Genomic DNA, 21,033 nt, shown 5'->3' with positions numbered 1-21,033 from the left:
ACGGCAACCGACCCACACGTCAACGCAGTCGGCTGTGCCTGGTCCCGTAGAAGAAGTAGACGGCGAACCCGGCCACCATCCACACCAGGAACCGCAGCCACGTCTCGCCACTCAGGTTGATCATCAACCACAACGTGGCCAGTATCGACAGGATCGGCAACCACGGCACGAACGGGACCCGGAACGCACGGGGCAACTCCGGCCTGGTCCGGCGCAGGATCAATACGCTCGCCGCGACCACCAAAAACGCGAACAGCGTCCCGATGTTGACCATCACGTCGATCTCGTGGATCGGGGTGAACCCGGCGATCGCCGCGACCACCACCGCGATCAGCATCGTACTGACGTGCGGCGTGCCGTACTTGGGATGCACCCTGGCGAACAACGGCGGCAGCAGCCCGTCCCGGCTCATCGCGAAGAAGACCCGGCTCTGCCCCATCATCAGGATCATGCACACGGTGGTCAGCCCGGCCACCGCGCCGATGCTGATGATCGTCGCGATCCAGCCCTTGTCGACCGACCGGAACGCCTCCGCCAACGGCGCGGCGGAGGACAACATGTCGTAGCGCTGCATCCCCACCACGACCAGCGACACCGAGACGTACAAGATCGTGCAGATCACCAGCGAGCCGAGGATCCCGATCGGCATGTCGCGCTGTGGCTTGCGGGTCTCCTCGGCGGCGGTGGCGACCACGTCGAAGCCGATGTACGCGAAGAACACCAGCGCCGCGCCGGAGAAGATCCCCATCGCGCCGTAGATCTGCGGCTCGAACCCGAACAGGGTCTGCACCAGCGGCGCCTTGAGCCCGCCGTGGCCCGACGCCGGCGGCTGCGAATCGGGCACGAACGGGTGGTAGTTGCCGGACTTGACGAAGAACAGCCCGGCGAAGATAACGAGCAGCACGATCGCGATCTTGATGGTGACCATCACGAGGTTGAACCGCGCCGACAACTTGACCCCGAACACGAGGATCACCGCGACGCCGAGCACCAGCAGCAGCGCCGGCAGGTTGACCTTGCCCCCGTCGCCCGGCGCGGCGGTGATCGCCTCCGGCAGTTCGAGACCCGCCTGGGAGAGCAGCGAGTTCAGATACCCCGACCAGCCGATCGAGACCACCCCGACGCCGAGCGCGAGTTCGAGGATCAGGTCCCATCCGATGATCCACGCGGGTAATTCGCCGAGCGTGGTGTAGGAGAACGTGTACGCGGAACCCGCCACCGGGACCGTGGACGCGAACTCGGCGTAGCACAGCGCGGCGAGCCCGCAGACGACCCCCGCCAGCACGAAGGACAGCGCGACCGCGGGGCCGGCGTAGTCCTTCGCCGCCGTGCCGGTGAGCACGAAGATGCCCGTGCCGACCACCACGCCGACCCCGAAGACCATCAGGTCCAGGGCGGACAACTCCCGGCGCAGACCGTGCCCTTCGGGTTCGTCGGTGTCCTGGATGGACTGTTCGATGTTCTTGGTCCGAAACAAAGCGTTGGCCATGGCAACACCTCCTGGTGGCGGAGACCGTTGCCATGATCGGGGCTTTCACTCCTGTTTACGGGGGATCGATCCTCGGCGCGTCAGGGTGATCTTGCTATTCGTCGCCGTCGCACTCGCGCCCCGAAGGCATCGCCCGCGCTCGTATCTCGAAGTCATCGCCCGCGTTCGCACCTCGAAGTCACCCCGCTCGCACCCGGGTACGCAAACGGCCCCGGGGCGCGGGACGCGAAGGTGTACCCCTCTCGTCCCGCGCCCCGGGGCCGTCGTGGCGCGAGCCCTCGGTCAGGCCGTCGTCTCGTGCTGCTCGGCGTCGGCGTCGGCCGTCTTGGACGCGATCTCCTCGACCACCTGGCGCGAGATGTCCTGGGCGTTCAGCCCGATCCGCGCCAGCACCTCGTCGCGTTCGGCGTGGTCGAGGAACTCCTGCGGGATGCCGAAGTCGCGCAGCGGTACGTCCACCCGGGCATCGCGCATCGACTGGGCGATCGCCGCGCCGACACCGCCGGCGCGGCCGTTGTCCTCGATGGTGACCACGAGCCGGTGCCGGGCCGCGAGCGGCGCGAGACCGGCCGGTACCGGCTTGACCCAGCGCGGGTCGACCACGGTCGCCGCGATGCCCTGGTCGGCGAGCCGGTCGGCGACCTCGATCCCGGTCTCGGCCATCTGCCCGACGGTCACGATCAGCACGTCGCCGCCCTCGCCGCCGCCGTTGCGCTCGGGGCCGGTACGGCGCAGTACGTCCATGCCGTCGATCCGGCCGATCGCCTCGATGTCGGGGCCCACCGCGCCCTTGCCGAAGCGCACCACGGTCGGCGCGTCGTCGACGTCCATCGCCTCGCGCACCTGCGCCCGCACCTGCGCGGCATCACGCGGCGCGGCCAGCCGCAACCCCGGGACGACCTGGAGGATCGACATGTCCCACATGCCGTTGTGGCTGGCCCCGTCCGGCCCGGTCACCCCGGCCCGGTCGAGGACGAAGGTGACCCCGCACTTGTGCAGCGCGACATCCATCAGGACCTGGTCGAAGGCGCGGTTGAGGAAGGTCGCGTACACCGCGACCACCGGGTGCAGCCCGCCGGTGGCCAGGCCCGCCGCCGAGGTGACGGCGTGCTGCTCGGCGATCCCGACGTCGAACACCCGCTCGGGATACTTCGCGGCGAACTTGTGCAGCCCGACCGGGATCAGCATCGCGGCGGTGATGCCCACGACGTCCTCCCGCTCGTCGGCGACGGCGACGATCTCGTCGGCGAACACCGACGTCCACGACGCGCCCGACTTCTTCACCGGCAGCCCGGTCTCGGGGTTGATCACGCCCACCGCGTGGAACTGGTCCGCCGCGTCGTTGACCGCGTGCGCGTAACCCTTGCCCTTCTGAGTGATCGCGTGCACGATCACCGGCCCGCCGAAGCCGCGGGCCCGGCGCAGCGCGTTCTCCACCGCCTCGACGTCGTGCCCGTCGATCGGGCCGACGTACTTCAGGCCCAGGTCCTCGAACAGGCCCTGCGGCGCGACCGCGTCCTTAAGGCCCTTCTTGGCGCCGTGCAGCATGTCGTAGACGGGGCCGCCGACAACCGGGGTGCGGCCCAGGACACCCTTGCCCCACTCCAGAAACCGCTCGTAGCCGCGCGTGGTGCGCAGCGTCGCGAGGTGGTCGGCGAGACCGCCCTGGGTGGGACCGTAGGAGCGCTCGTTGTCGTTGACGACGATGATCACCGGGCGGTCCTTGGCCGCGGCGATGTTGTTCAGCGCCTCCCAGGCCATGCCGCCGGTGAGCGCGCCGTCGCCGATCACCGCGACCACGTGCCGGTCGGTCTGGCCGCGCACCTGGTAGGCCTTGGCCAGGCCGTCGGCCCAGGACAACACCGTGGAGGCGTGCGAGTTCTCGATCACGTCGTGCTCGGACTCTGCGCGGCTGGGGTAGCCCGACAGGCCGTCGGCCTGACGAAGCCGATCGAACCCGTCCTTGCGACCGGTCACGATCTTGTGCACGTAGCTCTGGTGTCCGGTGTCGAAGAGGATCTTGTCGCGCGGGGACTCGAACACCCGGTGCATCGCGATGGTCAACTCGACCACACCGAGGTTGGGACCCAGGTGTCCGCCGGTCTTGGCGACGGACTCCACCAGGAAGGTGCGGATCTCGTCCGCGAGCTGTGCGAGTTGCTCGGGCGAAAGGGCTTTGAGATCACGGGGTCCTCGAATGCCGTCCAGCAGGGCCACCCGTTCCTCCTTCATCGGATCCGTCACCGCCCCCACGGGTGTGCGTGCGGGAGAGGCGTCCATCGAGTCTAGACGCGGCGGTGCCGGCGGATGGTTCGCATCGACCCACCACGCCGCGCCATCCGTGCGGCACGGCTCACATCGCGGCACCCGCGATCTGCGGCTCGGGCGTGCGTTCGATCGCGAAGGGGGTCATCTCGCTCATCACCATCGCCATCGCGCCCAGCACCTCGGCGCGCTCGCCGAGCGAGCCGGTGACCACGGACAATCGGCGCGAAGCGCTGGGGATGGCGTAGCGGCCTACCGACTCGACGATCGGCGCGATCAGCAGGTCGCCGGCGCCCGCGAGGTCGCCGCCGAGGATGATCCGTTGCGGATTGAGCAGGTTCGTCAGGCTGGCCACGCCCACCCCGACGTGCCGGCCGGCGTCCGCGACCACCCGCCGACACCCCGCGTCGCCGGCTCTGGCGAGTTCGATCATGCGCTGGATGGTCAGGTCGGTGCCGTGGCTGCCGCGCAGCAGGTCCAGGAGGTAGGAGGCGTTGGTGAAGGTCTCCAGGCAGCCCCGGTTGCCACAGCGGCACACCGGTCCCGACTCGTCCAGCGTTATGTGACCTATCTCGCCCGCCGTGCCGCCGGGACCGCGGTAGAGCCGGCCCCCGATCACCAGCCCCGCGCCCACGCCGCCGGACACCTTGAGATAGGCCATCTCGGTACATCCCACGCCCGCGCCCCACACCGACTCGCCGAGCGCGCCGAGGTTGGCGTCGTTGTCGACCAGGACCGGCAGGCCCAGGCGCTCGCCCATCGCCTCGCGCGGGTGGCAGCCCACCCAGCCCGGCAGGATCGTGGTCGAGCCGAGCGCGCCGGTGTCGATGTCGATCGGGCCGGGCACGCCGAGGCCGACCCCGGTGACCTCGGAGCGCACCACGCCCGCCCGGTCGAGCAGCACCCCCAGCAGCCGGTCGGCCAGGGCGAAGCCCTCGTCGGCGGAGGAGTCGACGTCGATCGGGACATGCTCCTCGGCGAGCACACGGTGCGCGAAGTCGCCGATCGCGACCCGCAGGTGGCGGTGTCCGAAGTCGATGCCGACGACCACGCCCGACGCCCGGCTGAGCGAGACGGCGCGGGCACGCCGTCCGCCGGAGGACGTGGGGGTGACCTCGACCATGTCGAGGGCCTTCAACTCCCGTACGATGTTCGACACCGTCGCCGCGGACAGGCCGGTGCTCCTGGCGATCTCGGCCTGGGTGAGTGCCCCCGCCATCCGCACCGCGTGCAGGACCCGGTCGAGATTGCCCCGATGCAGCGAGGACTGGGACCCCGACGAGAGCGGCCCCGGCGACTGGACCTCCGGAAAGCGGACCCCCGTCGTGCCGTCGGACATCTGCGTTCCCCTCGCCCCGGTGCATCTGTAAGCACGTGTTGTGTGCAAGTCCTGAACTCTAATGCGCCTTCTGCTTGCACAGAAGAGTCAAACCTGAACACAGGCGTCACGATCGGGCCTCTATTCGCCACTCCGCGCACACGCGGTGCGGGGAAGACGGCAAACACCCCATTCGCTCGGGCGGCCGCCCCGCCTCGCCCGGCCGCCGGCCGCCCCGGGTGGTCACCGGCGTCACAGCCTCGGTTCCCACCGCTCGCCGCCCAGCGCCTCCTCGACGAGGCGGACCGCGCGCTCGGTGGCCGCCGCGCGCGAGCCCTCGTACTCGTACATCCGCAACGTCGCCTCCAGCGCGTGCACGGGCACCGCCTCCTTGAGGTCGACGCGCGCCGTGCCGTAGCCGTGCCGTGCCGCGGCCAGCGCCGCCTCCACGTGCTGGCGGGCCATCCGGGCCAGGATCACCGGGTATTTGCGCAGTACCTCATGGCTTCGATAACCGGGCGGACACAGGTCGTACAGCCATGCGACGGCGGTGTCCTCCCACCCCGGTACCCCGGGCGGTCGAACACCCCGCGGCCAACCCGCCGGCGCGATTCCGTCCTTCCCGCGGGGCCTGGCCTGCGCCCCGTCTCCCGTCGCCGCACGCGCGAAACGACCCGGCCGCTCCCATGCCGGGGTGTCTCGATCGCCATTGCCGTACATATGTTCGATTATGCGCGGTGGTCGGCCGAGAATGCACATGTGGATCATGGAGGGGTACACCCGCACCCACGTTCGACCGACACCGCCGCACCCCGGCCCCTTCGGGCCGCCCGCCAACCTACGGAGGACCCGTGATTCAGGCCGCCCGCTCCGGCGACGAGGCCGCCTTCGCCCACATACCGCTGGTCGGCGTGTGGCGCAACGGCTTCCTGGAATCGGTACACCACGGCACGGCCGTACTGACCGGCACCGACGGGTCGGTGGTCGAGGGGCACGGCGCGGTCGACGCGCCGATGTTCCCGCGTTCGGCCAACAAGCCGTTCCAGGGCCTTGCGATGCTGCGCAACGGACTGGACCTGGACGGCGAACTGCTCGCCCTCGCGTGCGCGAGCCATTCCGGCGAAGCGTTCCACCTGGAAGGGACCCGGCGCATCCTGGCCCGGGCGGGCCTGTCGGAGACCGCGCTGCGGTGTGTACCGGACCTGCCCCTGGGCGCGGCGCAGCGCGACGCGTGGCTGGCGGGCGGTCGCGGTCCCGAGCGCATCGCGATGAACTGCTCGGGCAAGCACGCGGCGATGTTGCTCACGTGCGTGCGCAACGGCTGGTCGACCGAAAACTACCTGGCACCGGAGCACCCGCTGCAAAAGGCCGTCCGCCGGGCGGTGGAGGACGTCGCCGGCGAGCCGGTCGCGGCGGTCGGCGTGGACGGGTGCGGGGCGCCGCTGTTCGCCATCTCGCTGGCCGGCCTGGCCCGCTCGTTCGGGCGCTTCGCGGGGGCGGCCGAGGGCACCCCCGAACGGCGGATCGCGGACGCGATGCGGGCACACCCGCAGTGGGTCGCGGGCACCGGTCGCGACGTGACGGACCTGATGCGGGCGATCCCGGGACTGCTCGCCAAGGACGGCGCGGAGGCGGTGTACGCGGTGGGCCTGCCGGACGGCCGCGGCGCCGCGGTCAAGATCGCGGACGGGGCGACGCGGGCGCACATCGTCGCGATCGCGGCCCTGCTGTGGCGCATGGGCGCGGACGAGCAAACCCTCGCCCCGTTCACGCAGTCGCCGGTGTACGGCGCCGGCGAGGTCGTCGGCGCGATCCGCGCCTTCCCTCGTTTGAGTGAACCGGCCCGGTAGCCCTGTCGCCCCCATGGGCCGAACGCAACACTGACCGTGCGGCCGGTTGGGAAACCAACCGGCCGCACCATTGCCTGCCCCCGGGCACCTGACCCTCGTGCCGGTGCGCCCGCGCCCGCGCTCGTGCACCTCCGCCTGCGGGGCCAGTGAGCCTGGCCGCGCTCGTACACCTGCGCCTGCGGGGCCGGTGCGCCCGCCGGCGCAGGCTCACGCCGGTGCAGCCGCCAGGGCACCCGCGCCGAGGCCACCCGCCGGCGGACGGGGCGGTCGAGCGCGAGGGCCGATCACGCCTGCGGGGCGACCCCGATGACGCGCCGAACAGCGCCGGCAAAACCCGCGGCGGAACACGAACACCGGGCCGGGCTCCCGAGGGAGCCCGGCCCGGTGCGTGACCACCGCGAGGCCGCGACCGCGAAGCGGCGCCCGGCCCTCGATCGGGGTGCGATCAGCCCTTGTTCACCAGCGAACGCAGCACGTACTGCATGATGCCGCCGTTGCGGTAGTAGTCCGCCTCACCGGGGGTGTCGATGCGCACGACCGCGTCGAACGAGACACCGGTGTCGGTGGTGACCTTGACCGTCTTGGGCGTACGGCCCTCGTTCAGTTCGGTAATGCCCTCGAACGCGAAGGTCTCCTCGCCGGTGAGCCCCAGCGACGCGGCGCTGTGGCCCGCCGGGAACTGCAGCGGGATGACGCCCATGCCGATCAGGTTCGAACGGTGGATGCGCTCGTACGACTCGGCGATCACCGCACGCACACCCAGCAGCGAGGTGCCCTTGGCGGCCCAGTCGCGGGACGAGCCCGAGCCGTACTCCTTGCCCGCCAGGACCACCAGCGGGATGCCCGCGGCCTGGTAGTTCACCGACGCGTCGTAGATCGTCGAGACCGGGGCGTCGGCCTGCGTGAAGTCACGCGTGAAGCCGCCCTCGGTGCCCGGCGCGATCTGGTTGCGCAGGCGGATGTTCGCGAACGTGCCGCGGATCATCACCTCGTGGTTGCCCCGGCGCGAGCCGTACGAGTTGAAGTCCTTGCGCTCGACACCGTTCTCGGCCAGGTACTTGCCCGCCGGGCTGTCGCCCTTGATCGAGCCCGCCGGCGAGATGTGGTCGGTGGTGACAGAGTCGCCGAGCTTGGCCAGCACCCGCGCGCCCGCGATGTCGACCACCGGCGCCGGCTGCATCTGCATGCCCTCGAAGTACGGGGGCTTGCGCACGTAGGTGGACTGCGGGTCCCACTCGAAGGTGGCGCCCGTCGGGATCTCCAGCGACTGCCAGCGCGAGTCGCCCGCGAAGACGTCGGCGTAGCGGTCGATGAACATGTCCTGGTCGATCGAGGAGGCCACGACCTCGGCGATCTCCTCGTCGCTCGGCCAGATGTCCGCGAGGTAGACCGGCTTGCCCTCGGGGTCCAGGCCCAGCGGCTCGGTGGTGATGTCGATGTCCATCGAGCCCGCGAGCGCGTACGCGATCACCAGCGGCGGCGAGGCCAGGTAGTTCATCTTGACGTCGGGGTTGATCCGACCCTCGAAGTTGCGGTTGCCCGAGAGCACCGAGACGACCGCGAGGTCGGCGTCGTTGACCGCCTTGGAGACCTCCTCCGGCAGCGGGCCGGAGTTGCCGATGCAGGTCACGCACCCGTAGCCGACCAGCGCGAAGCCGACCTTCTCCAGGTACGGGATCAGACCCGCCTTCTCGTAGTAGTCCATGACGACCTTGGACCCGGGCGCGAGCGTGGTCTTGACCCACGGCTTGCGGGTGAGGCCCTTCTCGACGGCCTTCTTCGCGAGCAGCGCGGCGCCGAGCATCACCGACGGGTTCGAGGTGTTGGTGCAGGAGGTGATCGAGGCGATCACGACCGCGCCGTGGTCGATCTCGTACTCGACGCCATCCGCGCCGACCACCTTGGTCGGGTTGTGCACGCGACCGTTCGAACCGGTGGGGGCGTCCGATGCCGGGAAGGACTCCTTGCCCGACTCGTCGCCGTTGGTGACGTAGTCCGGCAGCGCGCCGCGGAAGCGGGACTTGGCCTCGGCCAGCACGACCCGGTCCTGCGGGCGCTTGGGGCCGGAGATGGAGGGCACCACGGTGGAGACGTCGAGCTCGATGTACTCCGAGTACTCCGGCTCGTGGCTCGGGTCGTGCCACAGCCCCTGGGCCTTGGCGTACGCCTCGACCAGCGCGAGCTGCTTGTCGTCACGGCCGGTCAGGCGCAGGTAGGTGATCGTCTCGGCGTCGATCGGGAAGATCGCGCAGGTCGAGCCGAACTCCGGCGACATGTTGCCGATGGTGGCGCGGTTGGCCAGCGGCACCGCGCCGACGCCCTCACCGTAGAACTCGACGAACTTGCCCACCACACCGTGCTTGCGCAGCATGTCGGTGATGGTCAGCACCACGTCGGTGGCGGTGACGCCCGGCTGCGCCTTGCCCGAGAGCTTGAAGCCGACCACGCGCGGGATCAGCATGCTGACCGGCTGGCCGAGCATCGCGGCCTCGGCCTCGATGCCGCCGACGCCCCAGCCGAGCACGCCCAGGCCGTTGACCATGGTGGTGTGCGAGTCGGTACCGACACAGGTGTCGGGGTAGGCCTGCCCGTTGCGGACCATGATCGTGCGGGCCAGGTGCTCGATGTTGACCTGGTGCACGATGCCGGTGCCGGGGGGTACGACCTTGAACTCGTCGAACGCGGTCTGGCCCCAGCGCAGGAACTGGTAGCGCTCCCTGTTGCGGCTGTACTCGATGTCGGTGTTGATCTCGAACGCGTCCGGACGGTTGAACACGTCGGCGATGACCGAGTGGTCGATGACCATCTCGGCGGGCGCGAGCGGGTTGATCCGGGAGGCGTCGCCGCCGAGGGCCTTCACGGCCTCGCGCATCGTGGCGAGGTCCACCACACACGGCACGCCGGTGAAGTCCTGCATGATCACGCGCGCCGGCGTGAACTGGATCTCCTCGCTCGGCTCGGCCTTCGCGTCCCAGCCGCCCAGGGCGCGGATGTGATCGGCGGTGATGTTCGCGCCGTCCTCCGTGCGGAGCAGGTTCTCCAGCAGGACCTTCAGGCTGTAGGGGAGGCGCTTGCTGCCCTCCACCTTGTCCAGCCGGAAGATTTCGTACGACTCGTCACCCACGTTCAGGGTGGAGCGAGCGTCGAAGCTGTTCGCGGACACGACGGTCTCCCTTGATCTTGTGCGTTTCTCCCGCATCCTGCCGACACCTACTCGACCTTCGCCAAGCAAGGTGACCCTAAGTAGGGGATGCCGGGGTCTACGCCCCGCAGATATCTTGATGTCAAGACAAGTCTAGCCCAGGCGCCGACTCCCCCGTGCGGGTACCCGTCTCCGGCGCGCCGAAAGGTCGGCCGGGATTCGTCCCGACGATCTCTCCCACGCACGCGCGTGCACCCCTACCATGCGGGACAGCGAGTCCGGTACGACCCACCGTGTGGGTCCGCAGCGTGGCCTCGGAAACACGCCCGAGGCATGGGCGCATCGGGTGTGATGGCGACGAGGGGAATGACGCCATGAAGCGGATCCGGATCGGGATACTGGGCGCGGCTCGCATCGCGCCGGCCGCACTGGTCAGGCCCGCGCGGCTGATCCCGGAGGTACGGGTCGCCGCGATCGCCGCGCGCGACCCGGCCCGCGCCGACACCTTCGCCCGGCGCCAGGGCATCCCGCGCGTGCACGCGACCTACGCCGATCTGATCGCGGATCCCGAACTGGACGCGGTCTACATCCCGTTGCCCAACGCACTGCACGCGCACTGGACGACCCGAGCGCTGGCGGCCGGCAAACACGTGCTGTGCGAGAAGCCGATGGCCGCCAACGAGGCCGAGGCGCGGGAGATCGCCGACGCGGCGGAGCGCGCGGGCCTGGTCGCGATGGAGGCGTTCCACTACCGCTACCACCCGCTCGCGGGGCGGATGCGGGAGATCGTCGACGACGGCGAACTGGGCGAGATCCGCCGGATCGACACCTCGATGTGCTTCCCGCTGCCGCTGCCGGGCGACATCCGCTACCGCTATGACCTCGCGGGCGGATCGCTGATGGACGCCGGATGCTACGCCGTACACCTGATGCGGGTACTGGCGGGCGACGACGACGGCGACCCGATCGAGGTCCTGGGCGCGCGGGCGCTCACCGTACCCCGCGACCGCCGGGTGGACCGCGCGATGTCGGCCCGGCTGCGGCTGCCGGGCGGTGTCGTGGGCGCGGTGCACGCGTCGATGTGGTCGCGACGCCTGCTCGACATGCGTGCGCACGTGGTGGGCACGCGCGGCGAGATGCGCGTATTCAACTACCTGATGCCGCACCTGCCACACCGGTTCACCGTGAGCGTGGGCAAGCGCCGGCGGCACGAACACCTGGGCGAGGCCGCGAGGATGCCGACCTACCGCCTGCAACTCCAGGCGTTCGCGGACGCGATCCGACTCGGTCGGCCGACCCTGACGCCCGCGGCCGACGCGGTGCCCACCCTGCGCATCATGGACGCGATCTACCGCGCGGCCGGCCTGCCCCTGCGCGGGGAGGCCGGCGCCACACGCTGAGCGAGCGGCTCAATGCATGATGTAGTGCAGGATGACGTCGTGCACGTGCCGGCCCTTGTCGTCGCTGCGGAACTCCACGCTGTAGGTCTGCGTGCCGACGTGGATCGCTATCTCGCTGGAGCTCAGGTAGGAGCCGGTGAAGCTCTTGTTGGAGACCATGCTGACGCTGCTGATCTTCGAGTAGGGCAGCGACGTGATCGCGACCTTCTTGCCCACGAAGCTGTTGTCCTGGATGATCGCGCGCCGATCGGTCAGGCCGATGAACCCGGTGCCGACACCCTTCGCGTCGTAGACCGCGATGATCTGCTCGCCCGGGAGCAGACCGCTCTGGATCTTCTCCAACTGCTCGCGCTTGTCGAAGACGACGTTTCCCGCCCCGCTCATCCCGTGCTCCTCCCGGTGGACCTGCGACACCAGCCTAAGGCCGCCGGATCAGCGCCATTCGCCCGTGTCGTGGAAGTGGGTCAAGGTTGCCTCGTATGGGGTGAGATCCAACTCCTGGCGGGCCAACCACTCGTCCGAGTAGTACGAGTGCGCATAGCGCTCACCACCGTCGCACAGCAGCGTCACGATCGAGCCGGTGCGCCCCGCGGCGCGCATCTCGGCGACCAGGCGCAGCGCGCCCCAGAGGTTGGTGCCGGTCGAGCCGCCGGCCTTGTGGCCGGTGCGGCGGTGCAGTTCGCGCATCGCCGCCACCGACGCCGCGTCGGGGACCTTGATCATGCGGTCGACGATGTTCGGCATGAAGCTGGCCTCGACCCGCGGCCTGCCGATGCCCTCGATCCGCGACGAGCACGCCTCGGCGTACGCCGGGTCGTGCGTGCGCCACCCCTCGAAGAAGGCCGAGTTCTCGGGATCCACGACGCAGATCTTGGAGTGGTGTCGGCGATAGCGCACGTAGCGGCCCATCGTCGCGCTGGTGCCCCCGGTGCCGGCCCCGACGACGATCCACTCGGGGATGGGGTGCCGCTCCTCCGACATCTGCTCGAACACCGACTCGGCGATGTTGTTGTTGCCCCGCCAGTCGGTGGCGCGCTCGGCATAGGTGAACTGGTCCATGAAGTAGCCGCCGGTCTCCGCCGCGAGCGAGCGCGAGACGTCGTAGACGGTGGCGGCGTCGTCGACGAGGTGACATCGCCCGCCGTGGAACTCGATCAGCTCGATCTTCTCGGGGCTGGTCGTGGCGGGCATGACCGCGACGAAGGGCAGGCCGACCTGGTTGGCGAAGTACGCCTCCGAGACGGCGGTGGAGCCCGAGGACGCCTCGATCACGGTGGTGCCCTCCTCGATCCACCCGTTGCACAGGGCGTAGAGGAACAACGACCGCGCGAGGCGGTGCTTGAGCGAGCCCGTGGGGTGGGTGGACTCGTCCTTGAGGTAGAGGTCGATGCCCCACTCGCCGGGCAGCGGATAGGCGAGCAGGTGGGTGTCGGCGGAGCGGTTCGCATCGGCGCTCACCTTGCGGATCGCCTCGTCCACCCAGTCCCGGGTCTTCGCGCTGAAACGGTCCACATCGTTACCCACCGGCGTCACGTCCACTCCCCTGGCTGGTTCCTGTCCCCCGTGCCGGGTGTGGATGACGAGGGCTGTGGGATCGAGGGTCATCGATCGCCGCCCAGGCTACGGGTCGGGCCGCCATCTGCGGGACCAACCCCCTGAAAGGCCTATGAGCTGCGCATACGTATTCTCGGCCGGAACGTGTGACGTGTCGGGGGGTCCGCCGCGTCTATGGGGTGGGTACGCGCGAGGGCGCGTAGGGACGAGGAGGGCCTATGGCGGGCTTCGACGCTGAGCCGGCCGATTTCCTGGAGTTCGCCAACGCGTGCAGCGGTCGGCTGTTCCGAACGGCGTGGCTCCTGTGTGGCGATTGGCATCTCGCCGAGGACCTCGTGCAGACGACGCTGGGCAAGCTGTACCGGGCCTGGAAGCGGGTCAGCCGGGCCGACAGCCCGGAGGCGTACGCGCGCACCGTGCTCACGCGCACGTATCTGTCCCATCGACGCAGGCTGAGCAGCACCGAGCAGCCGTACGCGGACCTGCCGGAGGGCGCCGGTCCCGAGGAGGACCAGGCGTTGCGGCTGACCCTCCTGAAGAGCCTGGCCGAACTGCCGCCCAAGGACCGGGCGGTGTTGGTCCTGCGCTATTGGGAGGATCTGAGCGTGGAGCAGACGGCACGGCAGATGGGCGTGTCCGAGGGAGCCGTGCGCAGTAGGTCAATGCGGGCGCTGGAGAAATTGCGGAGCCTGCTCGGGAGCGAGTCCGGCTGGCTTTCCGCCGCATGAGGGGTCGACGAGTGCACCGCCGGCACGGCCGTACGGCTGGTGAACGAGACGACCCGGGTTCATACGGATGGCGAGGAGACGGTACGTCTATGGGGTCCGAGGAAAAGGAACTGGCGGCCGCGATGCGGACGTCGGCGTCGGGGCTGGTGCCCCCGACGGGATTGGTCGCGGGCGGCATCGCCCGAGGCAGACGGATGAAGCTGGTCCGCCGTCTCCAAGTGGGCGCGTCCGCCGCGGCGGTGCTCGCTGTGGCGGGCACAACCGTCCTCGCCGTCTCCGGCGGGGACAAGGGTGGCGACCGGCATGTCACGGGCCCGGCCGGCATCGCGACGGAGATCCCCGCCCCACCGACCACGACGGCGCCCAAACCCGGGCCGACCCTGTCCGCACCGACCGGCTTGGTGCCCGTCCTGCCGCCGGTACTGCTGCAAAACCTCCTGCAGCGTGTGCCGCAGGGCCTCGTGCGCTCCGGAGTCACCGGGTCGGATCAAACAGTCAAAACCTCCGCGGGCATACTCAGCGCGGGCGCGTCGGTGTCGTTGGTCCTCGACGACTCGTCCGGCCCCACCTTGTTCTCCGTGACGGTGCGGCAGGACGCCGAGAAATCCGACGAGGACCACTGCCCGCCACAGGACGGCAGCACCAAGGCCACGTGCACGGACCGCAAGACGGGGAACGGCACCCGCGTGGTCGAACGTCAGGACTGGGTCTACCCCGCGTCGGCGGACACCCCGGCAAACCGTGCCGACGGCAAGGCCGGTCCGTCGGGAAGAGGACCGAAGGACTGGTCCGTGCGCGTCGAGCGCCCCGACGGCGTCGTGGTCGAGATCAGGGAGATCGCCTCCCGGGAGGAGAAGGGCGCCGTCAGCCGGGAGACGCCGATCTTCCAGATGGACACGTTGCGCGGGTTCGCACTCGATCCGGTCTGGAGGGTATGGATCCCGCCCGAGATCAACAAGATCGCCGACAGCGCCCTGCCGGTATTCGTGCGCACTTCTTCCTCGGGCGCGAAGTACGAGCCGCAACCGCCGGTGAACGCGCCGTCCGGTCCGACGGGCGGCGGTGGGACGGCCGTTCCGCCTGCGGACCCGTTCGCGGGAACCTGGTCGGAACACACCCGCGGCACCGCGCCGGGGTCCGCGTCTCCCAGCACGTCGACCCCCGGCCCCGGAAACGGCGGCTGAAGATCTCCGCCGCCTGTCGGGCATGACCCGGCGTCGTCCGGGCAGGCGCCGGACGTCGAGCCCCCGAGCGCCTCTGACTCCCCCTCACGCTTCGGGGGCTCGATGCCGCCCGCAGCCGCACGTCTGGGATCCTGACGCGGGGTCCTGCCGACCCCGCGGATACTCGAGAGAGGCGGTCGCGATGACCGGGGGCATAGGTATCGGTCTGGGCGGCGTGGGGTTCGAGGGTGGCTACGCGCAGTACGGCCCGACGGACGCCGAGGAGCGCGCCCGGCACATCCTGCAGGTCTTCGACCGCGCCTTCGGCGCGCTGATCGACGGCGACCCGGCGGCGTTCCGGGTGAAGTTCCGCAAGATGGCCGCCTCGGCGTTCGCGTTCTACCGGGGCACAGCCTGCCTGTTCTACGCCGACTTGGACGGCCGCGAGGATCCCTTCCTCGACGAGCGCACCTCGCGGGTGTGGATCCACGGCGACCTGCACGCGGAGAACTTCGGCACGTACATGAACGCGGACGGCAAACTCGTGTTCAACGTCAACGACTTCGACGAGGCCTACGTCGGCCCCTGGACCTGGGACGTCAAGCGGTTCGCCGCCAGCCTCGCGCTGATCGGGCACGGCAAGGCGCTGAGCGACGACACCATCGCGTCCCTGGTCGCCGCCTACGGCGCGGCCTACCTCGACCAGCTGCGCCTGCTGACCGACAAGACCACGCCACAGGACTGCGCGCTGACCCTGGCGACGACCGAGGGTCCGCTGCTGGAGGTCCTGCGCCGGGCCCGCCTGCAGACCCGCATCGGATTGTTGCGCTCAGAGACGGTCGTGGCCGACCACGAACGGCGGTTCGCCATGTCGGGCGGCGCGTTCGAGCTGCCGGACGACGTCAAGGCGACGGTCCTGGAGGCGTTCGGCCGCTACCTCGACACGCTGCCCCCCGCGACTCGGCAGCGGCCGGATACGTACGACGTCAAGGACGTCGTGGGTCGGCGCGGAGTCGGCATAGGCAGCGCCGGCCTGCCCTCGTACAACCTGCTGATCGAGGGAAACACGGAGGCGCTGGAGAACGACGTGATCCTGTACATGAAGCAGGGCCAGACGCCTTCGGTCAGCCATCACGTCACCGACCCCGAGGTGCGCTCCTACTTCGAGCACGAGGGACACCGCACGGTCATCTCCCAGCGTGCCCTGCAGGCGCACGCGGACCCGTGGCTCGGCTACACCGACATCGACGGGGTCGGGCAACTGGTCGCCGAGGTCTCGCCCTACGCGAACGACCTGGACTGGTCCGACCTCAACGAGGTGGACACGATCACGGAGGTCGTGGTGTACCTGGGCCGCGCCACCGCGACGATGCACGCCGTCGCGGACGAGGAGAGTGGTCACACGCTCGTACCCTTCTCGACCGAGGACGCCATCCGCACGGCGATCGAGCGCGACGAGGACGGCTTCATCACGGCGCTGGTGGACTTCGCACACGCCTACGGCGCACGTGCCCGGGCCGACCACGCGATCTTCGTGGACCTCTTCCGCAACGGTCTGATCCGGGGTCTGTAGTCCCGTCTCGAGGCCCGGAGGGGCGCCACGCCGGCGTCCGATTCCCGCCGGCCCCCGGGTCGGGAACGGGTGACACTGGTCGACGTGATGGACGACGAGCAGTGCTACCGAGCGTGCAGCAGCCGGGACAGTCGGTTCGACGGCTGGTTCTACATGGCGGTCACGAGCACCGACATCTACTGCCGGCCGAGTTGCCCCGCGGTCAAGCCGAAGCGGGAGAACGCGAGGTTCTACCCCTCCGCGGCGGCCGCGCAGGCAGCGGGTTTCCGGGCGTGCAAGCGCTGCCGTCCGGACACCTCGCCGGGATCACCGGAGTGGGACGTGCGTGCCGACGTGGTCGGCCGGGCGATGCGCCTGATCGCGGACGGCGTCGTGGACCGCGAGGGCGTGGGCGGCCTGGCGGGCCGCCTCGGCTACAGCGACCGCCAACTCAACCGCCTGCTGATGGCCGAGGTCGGCGCGGGTCCCCTCGCGCTGGCCCGGGCCCGGCGGGCGCAGACGGCCAGGGTCCTGTTGGAGACCTCCGATCTCCAGATCGCACAGGTGGCGTTCGCGGCCGGCTTCGCGAGCGTGCGCCAGTTCAATGACACGGTGCGCGAAGTGTTCGGGCGCACTCCGACGGAGGTGCGCGGACGCGCCGGCGCGCGAGGCGTCGAGCCCGGCGAGATCCGGCTGCGCCTGCCCTACCGGGAGCCGATCGCGCTCGAACACGCGCTGGACTTCCTGGGTCTGCGGGCGGTGCCCGGCGTAGAGGAGTACGTGGACGGCGTCTACCGCAGGGTGCTGTCGCTCCCGCACGGCACTGGAGTGGTCGAACTCTCCCCCGGCCCCTCCTGGGTGTGGTGCCGGCTGGTCCTGGCCGATCTGCGCGATTTGGGCGCCGCCGTGCAGCGCTGCCGCCGCTTGCTCGACCTGGACGCGGACCCGCTCGCTGTGGACGAGGCACTGGGCAACGCCGAACTCGCCGACGGCGCTCTGGCCGCCCTGGTGCGGGCCACGCCCGGGCTGCGCTCGCCGGGTCACGTGGACCCCGACGAACTCGCCGTGCGGGCGGTGCTCGGCCAGCAGGTCTCGGTTGCGGGCGCGCGCACGATCGCGGGTCGGCTGACCTCCCTGTACGGCAAGCCGCTGCCCGCACCTCAGGGCACGCTCACTCACGCCTTCCCGACGGCCGCCGCGCTGGCGGACGCGGATCCGGCCGATCTGCCGATGCCCAACGCGCGCAAGAAGGCGCTCTTCGCACTCACCGGCGCGCTCGCGTCCGGCGCCGTTCGCCTCGACCCGGGGGTCGATCGTCGGTCCGCCGAGGCGGCTTTGTTGGCCCTTCCGGGCATCGGCCCCTGGACCGCGTCGTACATTCGACTGCGGGCACTCGGCGATCCGGACGTGTTCCTGCCGACGGATCTGGGCGTCAAGCACGCGCTCGCGGGCTTGAACCTCTCGATCTCGGCGGCGCAGTCGTGGTCCCCGTGGCGCTCGTACGCACTGCACCACCTGTGGGCGAGCCTGTCCGCAACGTCCACCGTCTCGGTGAAGGAAGTCGCATGAACCAGGACGCCCTGTTCGAGGCCGTCGAAGCGCCCGACCCCAACGTGCCGCCCGCCGTGTTCAACACCCCCCTCGACGGCCCTCGTCGATACGCGACGATGGACTCCCCCGTCGGCGAGCTGCTCATGATCGGCGACGGCCACTCGCTCACCGCCCTGTTCATGGGTGCGACGCCACAAGCGGACTGGGTACACGATCCCGGTGCGTTCGGTGAGACGAAGGCGCAGTTGAGCGCTTACTTCGCCGGCGAACTGCGCGAGTTCGACCTGCCGTTGGCGCCGGTCGGCACGGCCTTCCAGCTCAAGGTCTGGTCGGCCCTGACCACCATCCCGTTCGGGCATACCATGTCCTACGGCGGCCTGGCGACGAGGTTCCTCGGCCAACCGACCGCCTCCCGAGCCGTCGGGCTCGCCAACGGTCGCAACCCGATCAGCATCATCATCCCGTGCCACCGGGTGATCGGGGCGAACGGCACGTTGACCGGCTACGCCGGCGGACTGCCGCGCAAGCAACGCCTGTTGGCCCTGGAAAACGTCCGCGTCACGGGATAGCGAGGCCGCCTTCGACGACACCACCGCGGCTACGGGACTCACGACTGGAACGCTCGCCGCACGAGCGCGGCCACCCGTCCCCGGCGGAGCGTGTCGTGCCAGGTGAAACGCAGCACCAGGGCGCCCACGAGGGCGAGTTCGTTGGCCCTGGCCCGATCGCGAAACAGCGCGTCGGGTCGCGAGTGCACGTCCATGCCGTCCGCCTCCGCGAAAACGGGCCGCAAGCCCGTGAGCCACGCGAGGTCCACCCGGGCCCGACCGCCGCCGGGCAGGGCGACCTCGTGCTGCAACTCGTCCGGCGCGACCCCGCCGCGCACGCAGTCGAGCCGTACCCGCGACTCCAACGGGCTCTCGGCTCGCCCGTCCGCGATCGCGAGCAGCGGTCGCACCCGGCCCGCGCCGGGACGGCCCGCCGACGCCCGCTCGATCCCCGCGAGGTCCGCCTCCTCCACCAGCCCCAGGTGCAGCGCCGAGTCGAGCACCGCGAGACCTTCCTCGGGCGACAACCTCGGGACGAGGTCGGCGAGCGTGCGCACCGGCGTCGTCACCGGTAGGCCGTCCACCGTCACGACCTCGTCGGTTCTCAGCCGGCGGCGATACGCCACGATCCCCGGCCCACCACGACGCGAGGCGGTGTCGGGCGTCGCCACGTGCACACATGCCTCGTGTGGCACGCCACGCATCCCGTGCATACGGGCCGCACTGTGCAATACGGCGACGGCCCGCTCTCCATACGCCGCGAGCCCGGCGCGCAACAACCCGCGCGAGGAGAGCCCACATCGATCGGCATCGACGTGCCCCACGCCGCGTGCGATCTCGCGCACCTTCCCAGCGTTCACGAGCCTTCGCCACACCTGTCCGGATACTCCGGCGGATGTCGCTCGCTCCCGTGTCACCACTCCGTCGTACTGCCATGCCAGCTCCCGCAGGACTCGTAGGGCCTCTTGCATTCCCGGATCCTGGTCCGTGCGGCCTGCCGTGTGCTGCCGGCGACGGGGAGCTGTGGACAACCGGGCACTTGTGGACAACTTGAGGCACGCTTTGCCGGATTCGCGGATGATCTTCAGCTGTTCGACACCTTCATGATCATCGAGGGCCGCCGAACGGCCGGCCCCAACCGGTGTGATGGGCACGTCCCCGCTGCCTCCCGTCCCGAGGATCGCCATGCCCGACATCCGCAAGCACCGGCGCATCGCCGCCGTGTGCGCCGCACTCGCCCTCACCGCGGGCGCGAGCGCCGCGTACGCCGAGAGCCGCCCCACCCCCCGCGCAGCCGCCCCCGCGGGCGCGGCCCCCGCCACGCCCGCCAAGGTGTCCTTCAACGTCGTCAGCGACGTACAGGGCGACCTGGCGGACTTCGGCCGGGCGCTCGACCAGATGAAGGTCGTCAACCCCGACAGCCGTGCGCTCGTGGTCAACGGCGACATCACGCCGCGCGGCTACAAGGCCGAGTACGACCAGGTGAAGCAGGTCCTGAACTCGCGCCCGCACCCGGCGAACACGTACTTCACGATCGGCAACCACGAGTTCTACGTGCCCAAGTACTGCAACCCGGACAAGCTGTGCCAGGAGACCTGGCCGAACGGCACGACCGAGCAGTCGCTGTTCCAGAACTTCTACGACTTCACCGGCCTCGACAAGGTCTACTACGAGCGCGTCGTCGACGGTGTGCCGATGTTGTTCCTCGGCACCGAGAAGTACATGAAGTACAGCGACCCGTCCAAGTGGGACGAGGTGTGGTTCAGCGAGGAGCAGCTGACCTGGCTCGAGCAGCGGATGAACTACTGGGAGGCGCAGGGCAAGCCCACGTTCGTGTTCTCGCACCACGTCCTCCCGGACACGGTGTCGGGCACGCGCAACAAGCTCTACAAGTCGGACTACCTCCAGGCCGACCGGCTCATGAACATCCTGGGCGCCCACAAGGACGCCGTGCTGTTCACGTCCCACACGCACTGGGATCTGAACCTGTCCGACTGGGCCGTGCGCAAGGTCGTGCCGGGGACCGGCAACCTCGAAGGCTTCACGGTCGTCAACACCGGCGCCGTGCAGACCCAGTGGACCGACAACGGCTCCGGCGGCGAGAGCGCGCTGGACGGGCTGGAGAACAGCGGGCTTCAGGTCGAGGTCGCGAACGACCGGGTGACGATCAAGGCGCGCGACTTCCGGCGCAGCCAGTGGATCAAGGAGCTGAACGTCCAGCTCCACACCAAGTGCGCGGCGGCCAAGCCGTGGACGGAGTCGATGACGTACAACAACGGCGACACCGTGGTGTGGAACAACCGCACCTGGCGCGCCAAGTGGTGGACGCGCGGCGAGACACCGGGCACGACCGGCCCGTGGGGCGTGTGGGAGGACCAGGGCGCCTGCTGATCAGCTGCGACCGAGCCGATGGGGGGTGGGACCGAGCCGCGGTCCCACCCCCCATCCGTGCCGCCGAATCCGCGGACAGCGG

Annotated in this window: 16 protein-coding genes; 8 read left to right on the top strand and 8 right to left on the bottom strand. The window is 70.1% G+C overall.

Annotation, left to right across the window (positions count from 1 at the left end; translation table 11 throughout):
- Positions 1 to 19 precede the first annotated feature (19 nt).
- The 4 genes from ACH4XV_RS18990 to ACH4XV_RS18975 all read right to left on the bottom strand — a co-directional run bounded on the left by ACH4XV_RS18990 (position 20) and on the right by ACH4XV_RS18975 (position 5,792).
- Positions 20 to 1,489, bottom strand: a complete 1,470-nt coding sequence (locus ACH4XV_RS18990; protein WP_395791171.1) for an amino acid permease — start codon at positions 1,487 to 1,489, stop codon at positions 20 to 22.
- Positions 1,490 to 1,771: 282 nt separating this feature from the next.
- Positions 1,772 to 3,721, bottom strand: coding sequence for a 1-deoxy-D-xylulose-5-phosphate synthase (dxs, locus tag ACH4XV_RS18985; RefSeq protein WP_395791169.1), 1,950 nt, complete (start codon positions 3,719 to 3,721; stop codon positions 1,772 to 1,774).
- A 121-nt stretch (positions 3,722 to 3,842) separates the two neighbouring features.
- Positions 3,843 to 4,973: an ROK family transcriptional regulator gene (locus tag ACH4XV_RS18980; RefSeq protein ID WP_395791984.1), complete on the bottom strand. Its 1,131-nt coding sequence runs from the start codon at positions 4,971 to 4,973 to the stop codon at positions 3,843 to 3,845.
- 351 nt (positions 4,974 to 5,324) lie between these two features.
- Positions 5,325 to 5,792 carry a hypothetical protein gene (locus ACH4XV_RS18975; protein WP_395791167.1) on the bottom strand — a complete coding sequence of 156 codons (468 nt, stop codon included), beginning with the start codon at positions 5,790 to 5,792 and terminating at the stop codon, positions 5,325 to 5,327.
- A gap of 131 nt (positions 5,793 to 5,923) precedes the next feature.
- Between ACH4XV_RS18975 and ACH4XV_RS18970 the strand changes: the two genes are divergently transcribed.
- Positions 5,924 to 6,922 carry an asparaginase gene (locus tag ACH4XV_RS18970; RefSeq protein ID WP_395791165.1) on the top strand — a complete coding sequence of 333 codons (999 nt, stop codon included), beginning with the start codon at positions 5,924 to 5,926 and terminating at the stop codon, positions 6,920 to 6,922.
- Positions 6,923 to 7,367: 445 nt separating this feature from the next.
- On the opposite strand, the gene acnA is transcribed toward ACH4XV_RS18970, so the two are convergent.
- Positions 7,368 to 10,085 carry an aconitate hydratase AcnA gene (gene acnA, locus ACH4XV_RS18965; protein WP_395791163.1) on the bottom strand — a complete coding sequence of 906 codons (2,718 nt, stop codon included), beginning with the start codon at positions 10,083 to 10,085 and terminating at the stop codon, positions 7,368 to 7,370.
- A gap of 353 nt (positions 10,086 to 10,438) precedes the next feature.
- On the opposite strand from acnA, the gene ACH4XV_RS18960 reads away from it, so the two are divergent.
- Positions 10,439 to 11,464 carry a Gfo/Idh/MocA family protein gene (locus ACH4XV_RS18960; protein WP_395791161.1) on the top strand — a complete coding sequence of 342 codons (1,026 nt, stop codon included), beginning with the start codon at positions 10,439 to 10,441 and terminating at the stop codon, positions 11,462 to 11,464.
- Between the two features lie 9 nt (positions 11,465 to 11,473).
- On the opposite strand, the gene ACH4XV_RS18955 is transcribed toward ACH4XV_RS18960, so the two are convergent.
- Both ACH4XV_RS18955 and ACH4XV_RS18950 read right to left on the bottom strand, forming a co-directional pair.
- Complete coding sequence (locus tag ACH4XV_RS18955; RefSeq protein ID WP_078979150.1) at positions 11,474 to 11,848, bottom strand: PH domain-containing protein; 375 nt, start codon at positions 11,846 to 11,848, stop codon at positions 11,474 to 11,476.
- Between the two features lie 48 nt (positions 11,849 to 11,896).
- Complete coding sequence (locus tag ACH4XV_RS18950; RefSeq protein WP_395791159.1) at positions 11,897 to 12,997, bottom strand: PLP-dependent cysteine synthase family protein; 1,101 nt, start codon at positions 12,995 to 12,997, stop codon at positions 11,897 to 11,899.
- Positions 12,998 to 13,236: 239 nt separating this feature from the next.
- On the opposite strand from ACH4XV_RS18950, the gene ACH4XV_RS18945 reads away from it, so the two are divergent.
- From ACH4XV_RS18945 to ACH4XV_RS18925, 5 genes are all read left to right on the top strand, one after another.
- Positions 13,237 to 13,746: a SigE family RNA polymerase sigma factor gene (locus ACH4XV_RS18945; RefSeq protein ID WP_078974894.1), complete on the top strand. Its 510-nt coding sequence runs from the start codon at positions 13,237 to 13,239 to the stop codon at positions 13,744 to 13,746.
- 89 nt (positions 13,747 to 13,835) lie between these two features.
- Complete coding sequence (locus ACH4XV_RS18940) at positions 13,836 to 14,930, top strand: hypothetical protein (protein ID WP_395791157.1); 1,095 nt, start codon at positions 13,836 to 13,838, stop codon at positions 14,928 to 14,930.
- Positions 14,931 to 15,111: 181 nt separating this feature from the next.
- Positions 15,112 to 16,482, top strand: a complete 1,371-nt coding sequence (locus tag ACH4XV_RS18935) for a DUF2252 domain-containing protein (RefSeq protein WP_395791155.1) — start codon at positions 15,112 to 15,114, stop codon at positions 16,480 to 16,482.
- Between the two features lie 87 nt (positions 16,483 to 16,569).
- Positions 16,570 to 18,030 carry an AlkA N-terminal domain-containing protein gene (locus tag ACH4XV_RS18930; RefSeq protein WP_395791982.1) on the top strand — a complete coding sequence of 487 codons (1,461 nt, stop codon included), beginning with the start codon at positions 16,570 to 16,572 and terminating at the stop codon, positions 18,028 to 18,030.
- A complete protein-coding gene (locus ACH4XV_RS18925; RefSeq protein ID WP_395791153.1) occupies positions 18,027 to 18,581 on the top strand; it encodes a methylated-DNA--[protein]-cysteine S-methyltransferase in 555 nt (184 codons plus the stop codon). Before ACH4XV_RS18930 ends, ACH4XV_RS18925 begins: the two co-directional genes overlap by 4 nt.
- 38 nt (positions 18,582 to 18,619) lie before the next feature.
- On the opposite strand, the gene ACH4XV_RS18920 is transcribed toward ACH4XV_RS18925, so the two are convergent.
- A complete protein-coding gene (locus tag ACH4XV_RS18920; protein WP_395791151.1) occupies positions 18,620 to 19,405 on the bottom strand; it encodes a hypothetical protein in 786 nt (261 codons plus the stop codon).
- A 340-nt stretch (positions 19,406 to 19,745) separates the two neighbouring features.
- On the opposite strand from ACH4XV_RS18920, the gene ACH4XV_RS18915 reads away from it, so the two are divergent.
- A complete protein-coding gene (locus ACH4XV_RS18915) occupies positions 19,746 to 20,951 on the top strand; it encodes a DUF4073 domain-containing protein (RefSeq protein WP_395791149.1) in 1,206 nt (401 codons plus the stop codon).
- Positions 20,952 to 21,033: the final 82 nt, after the last annotated feature.

It is taken from the genome of Embleya sp. NPDC020630, assembly GCF_044334985.1.
Taxonomy (GTDB): Bacteria; Actinomycetota; Actinomycetes; order Streptomycetales; family Streptomycetaceae; genus Embleya.
This window is presented reverse-complemented; position numbering and strand designations above follow the sequence as displayed.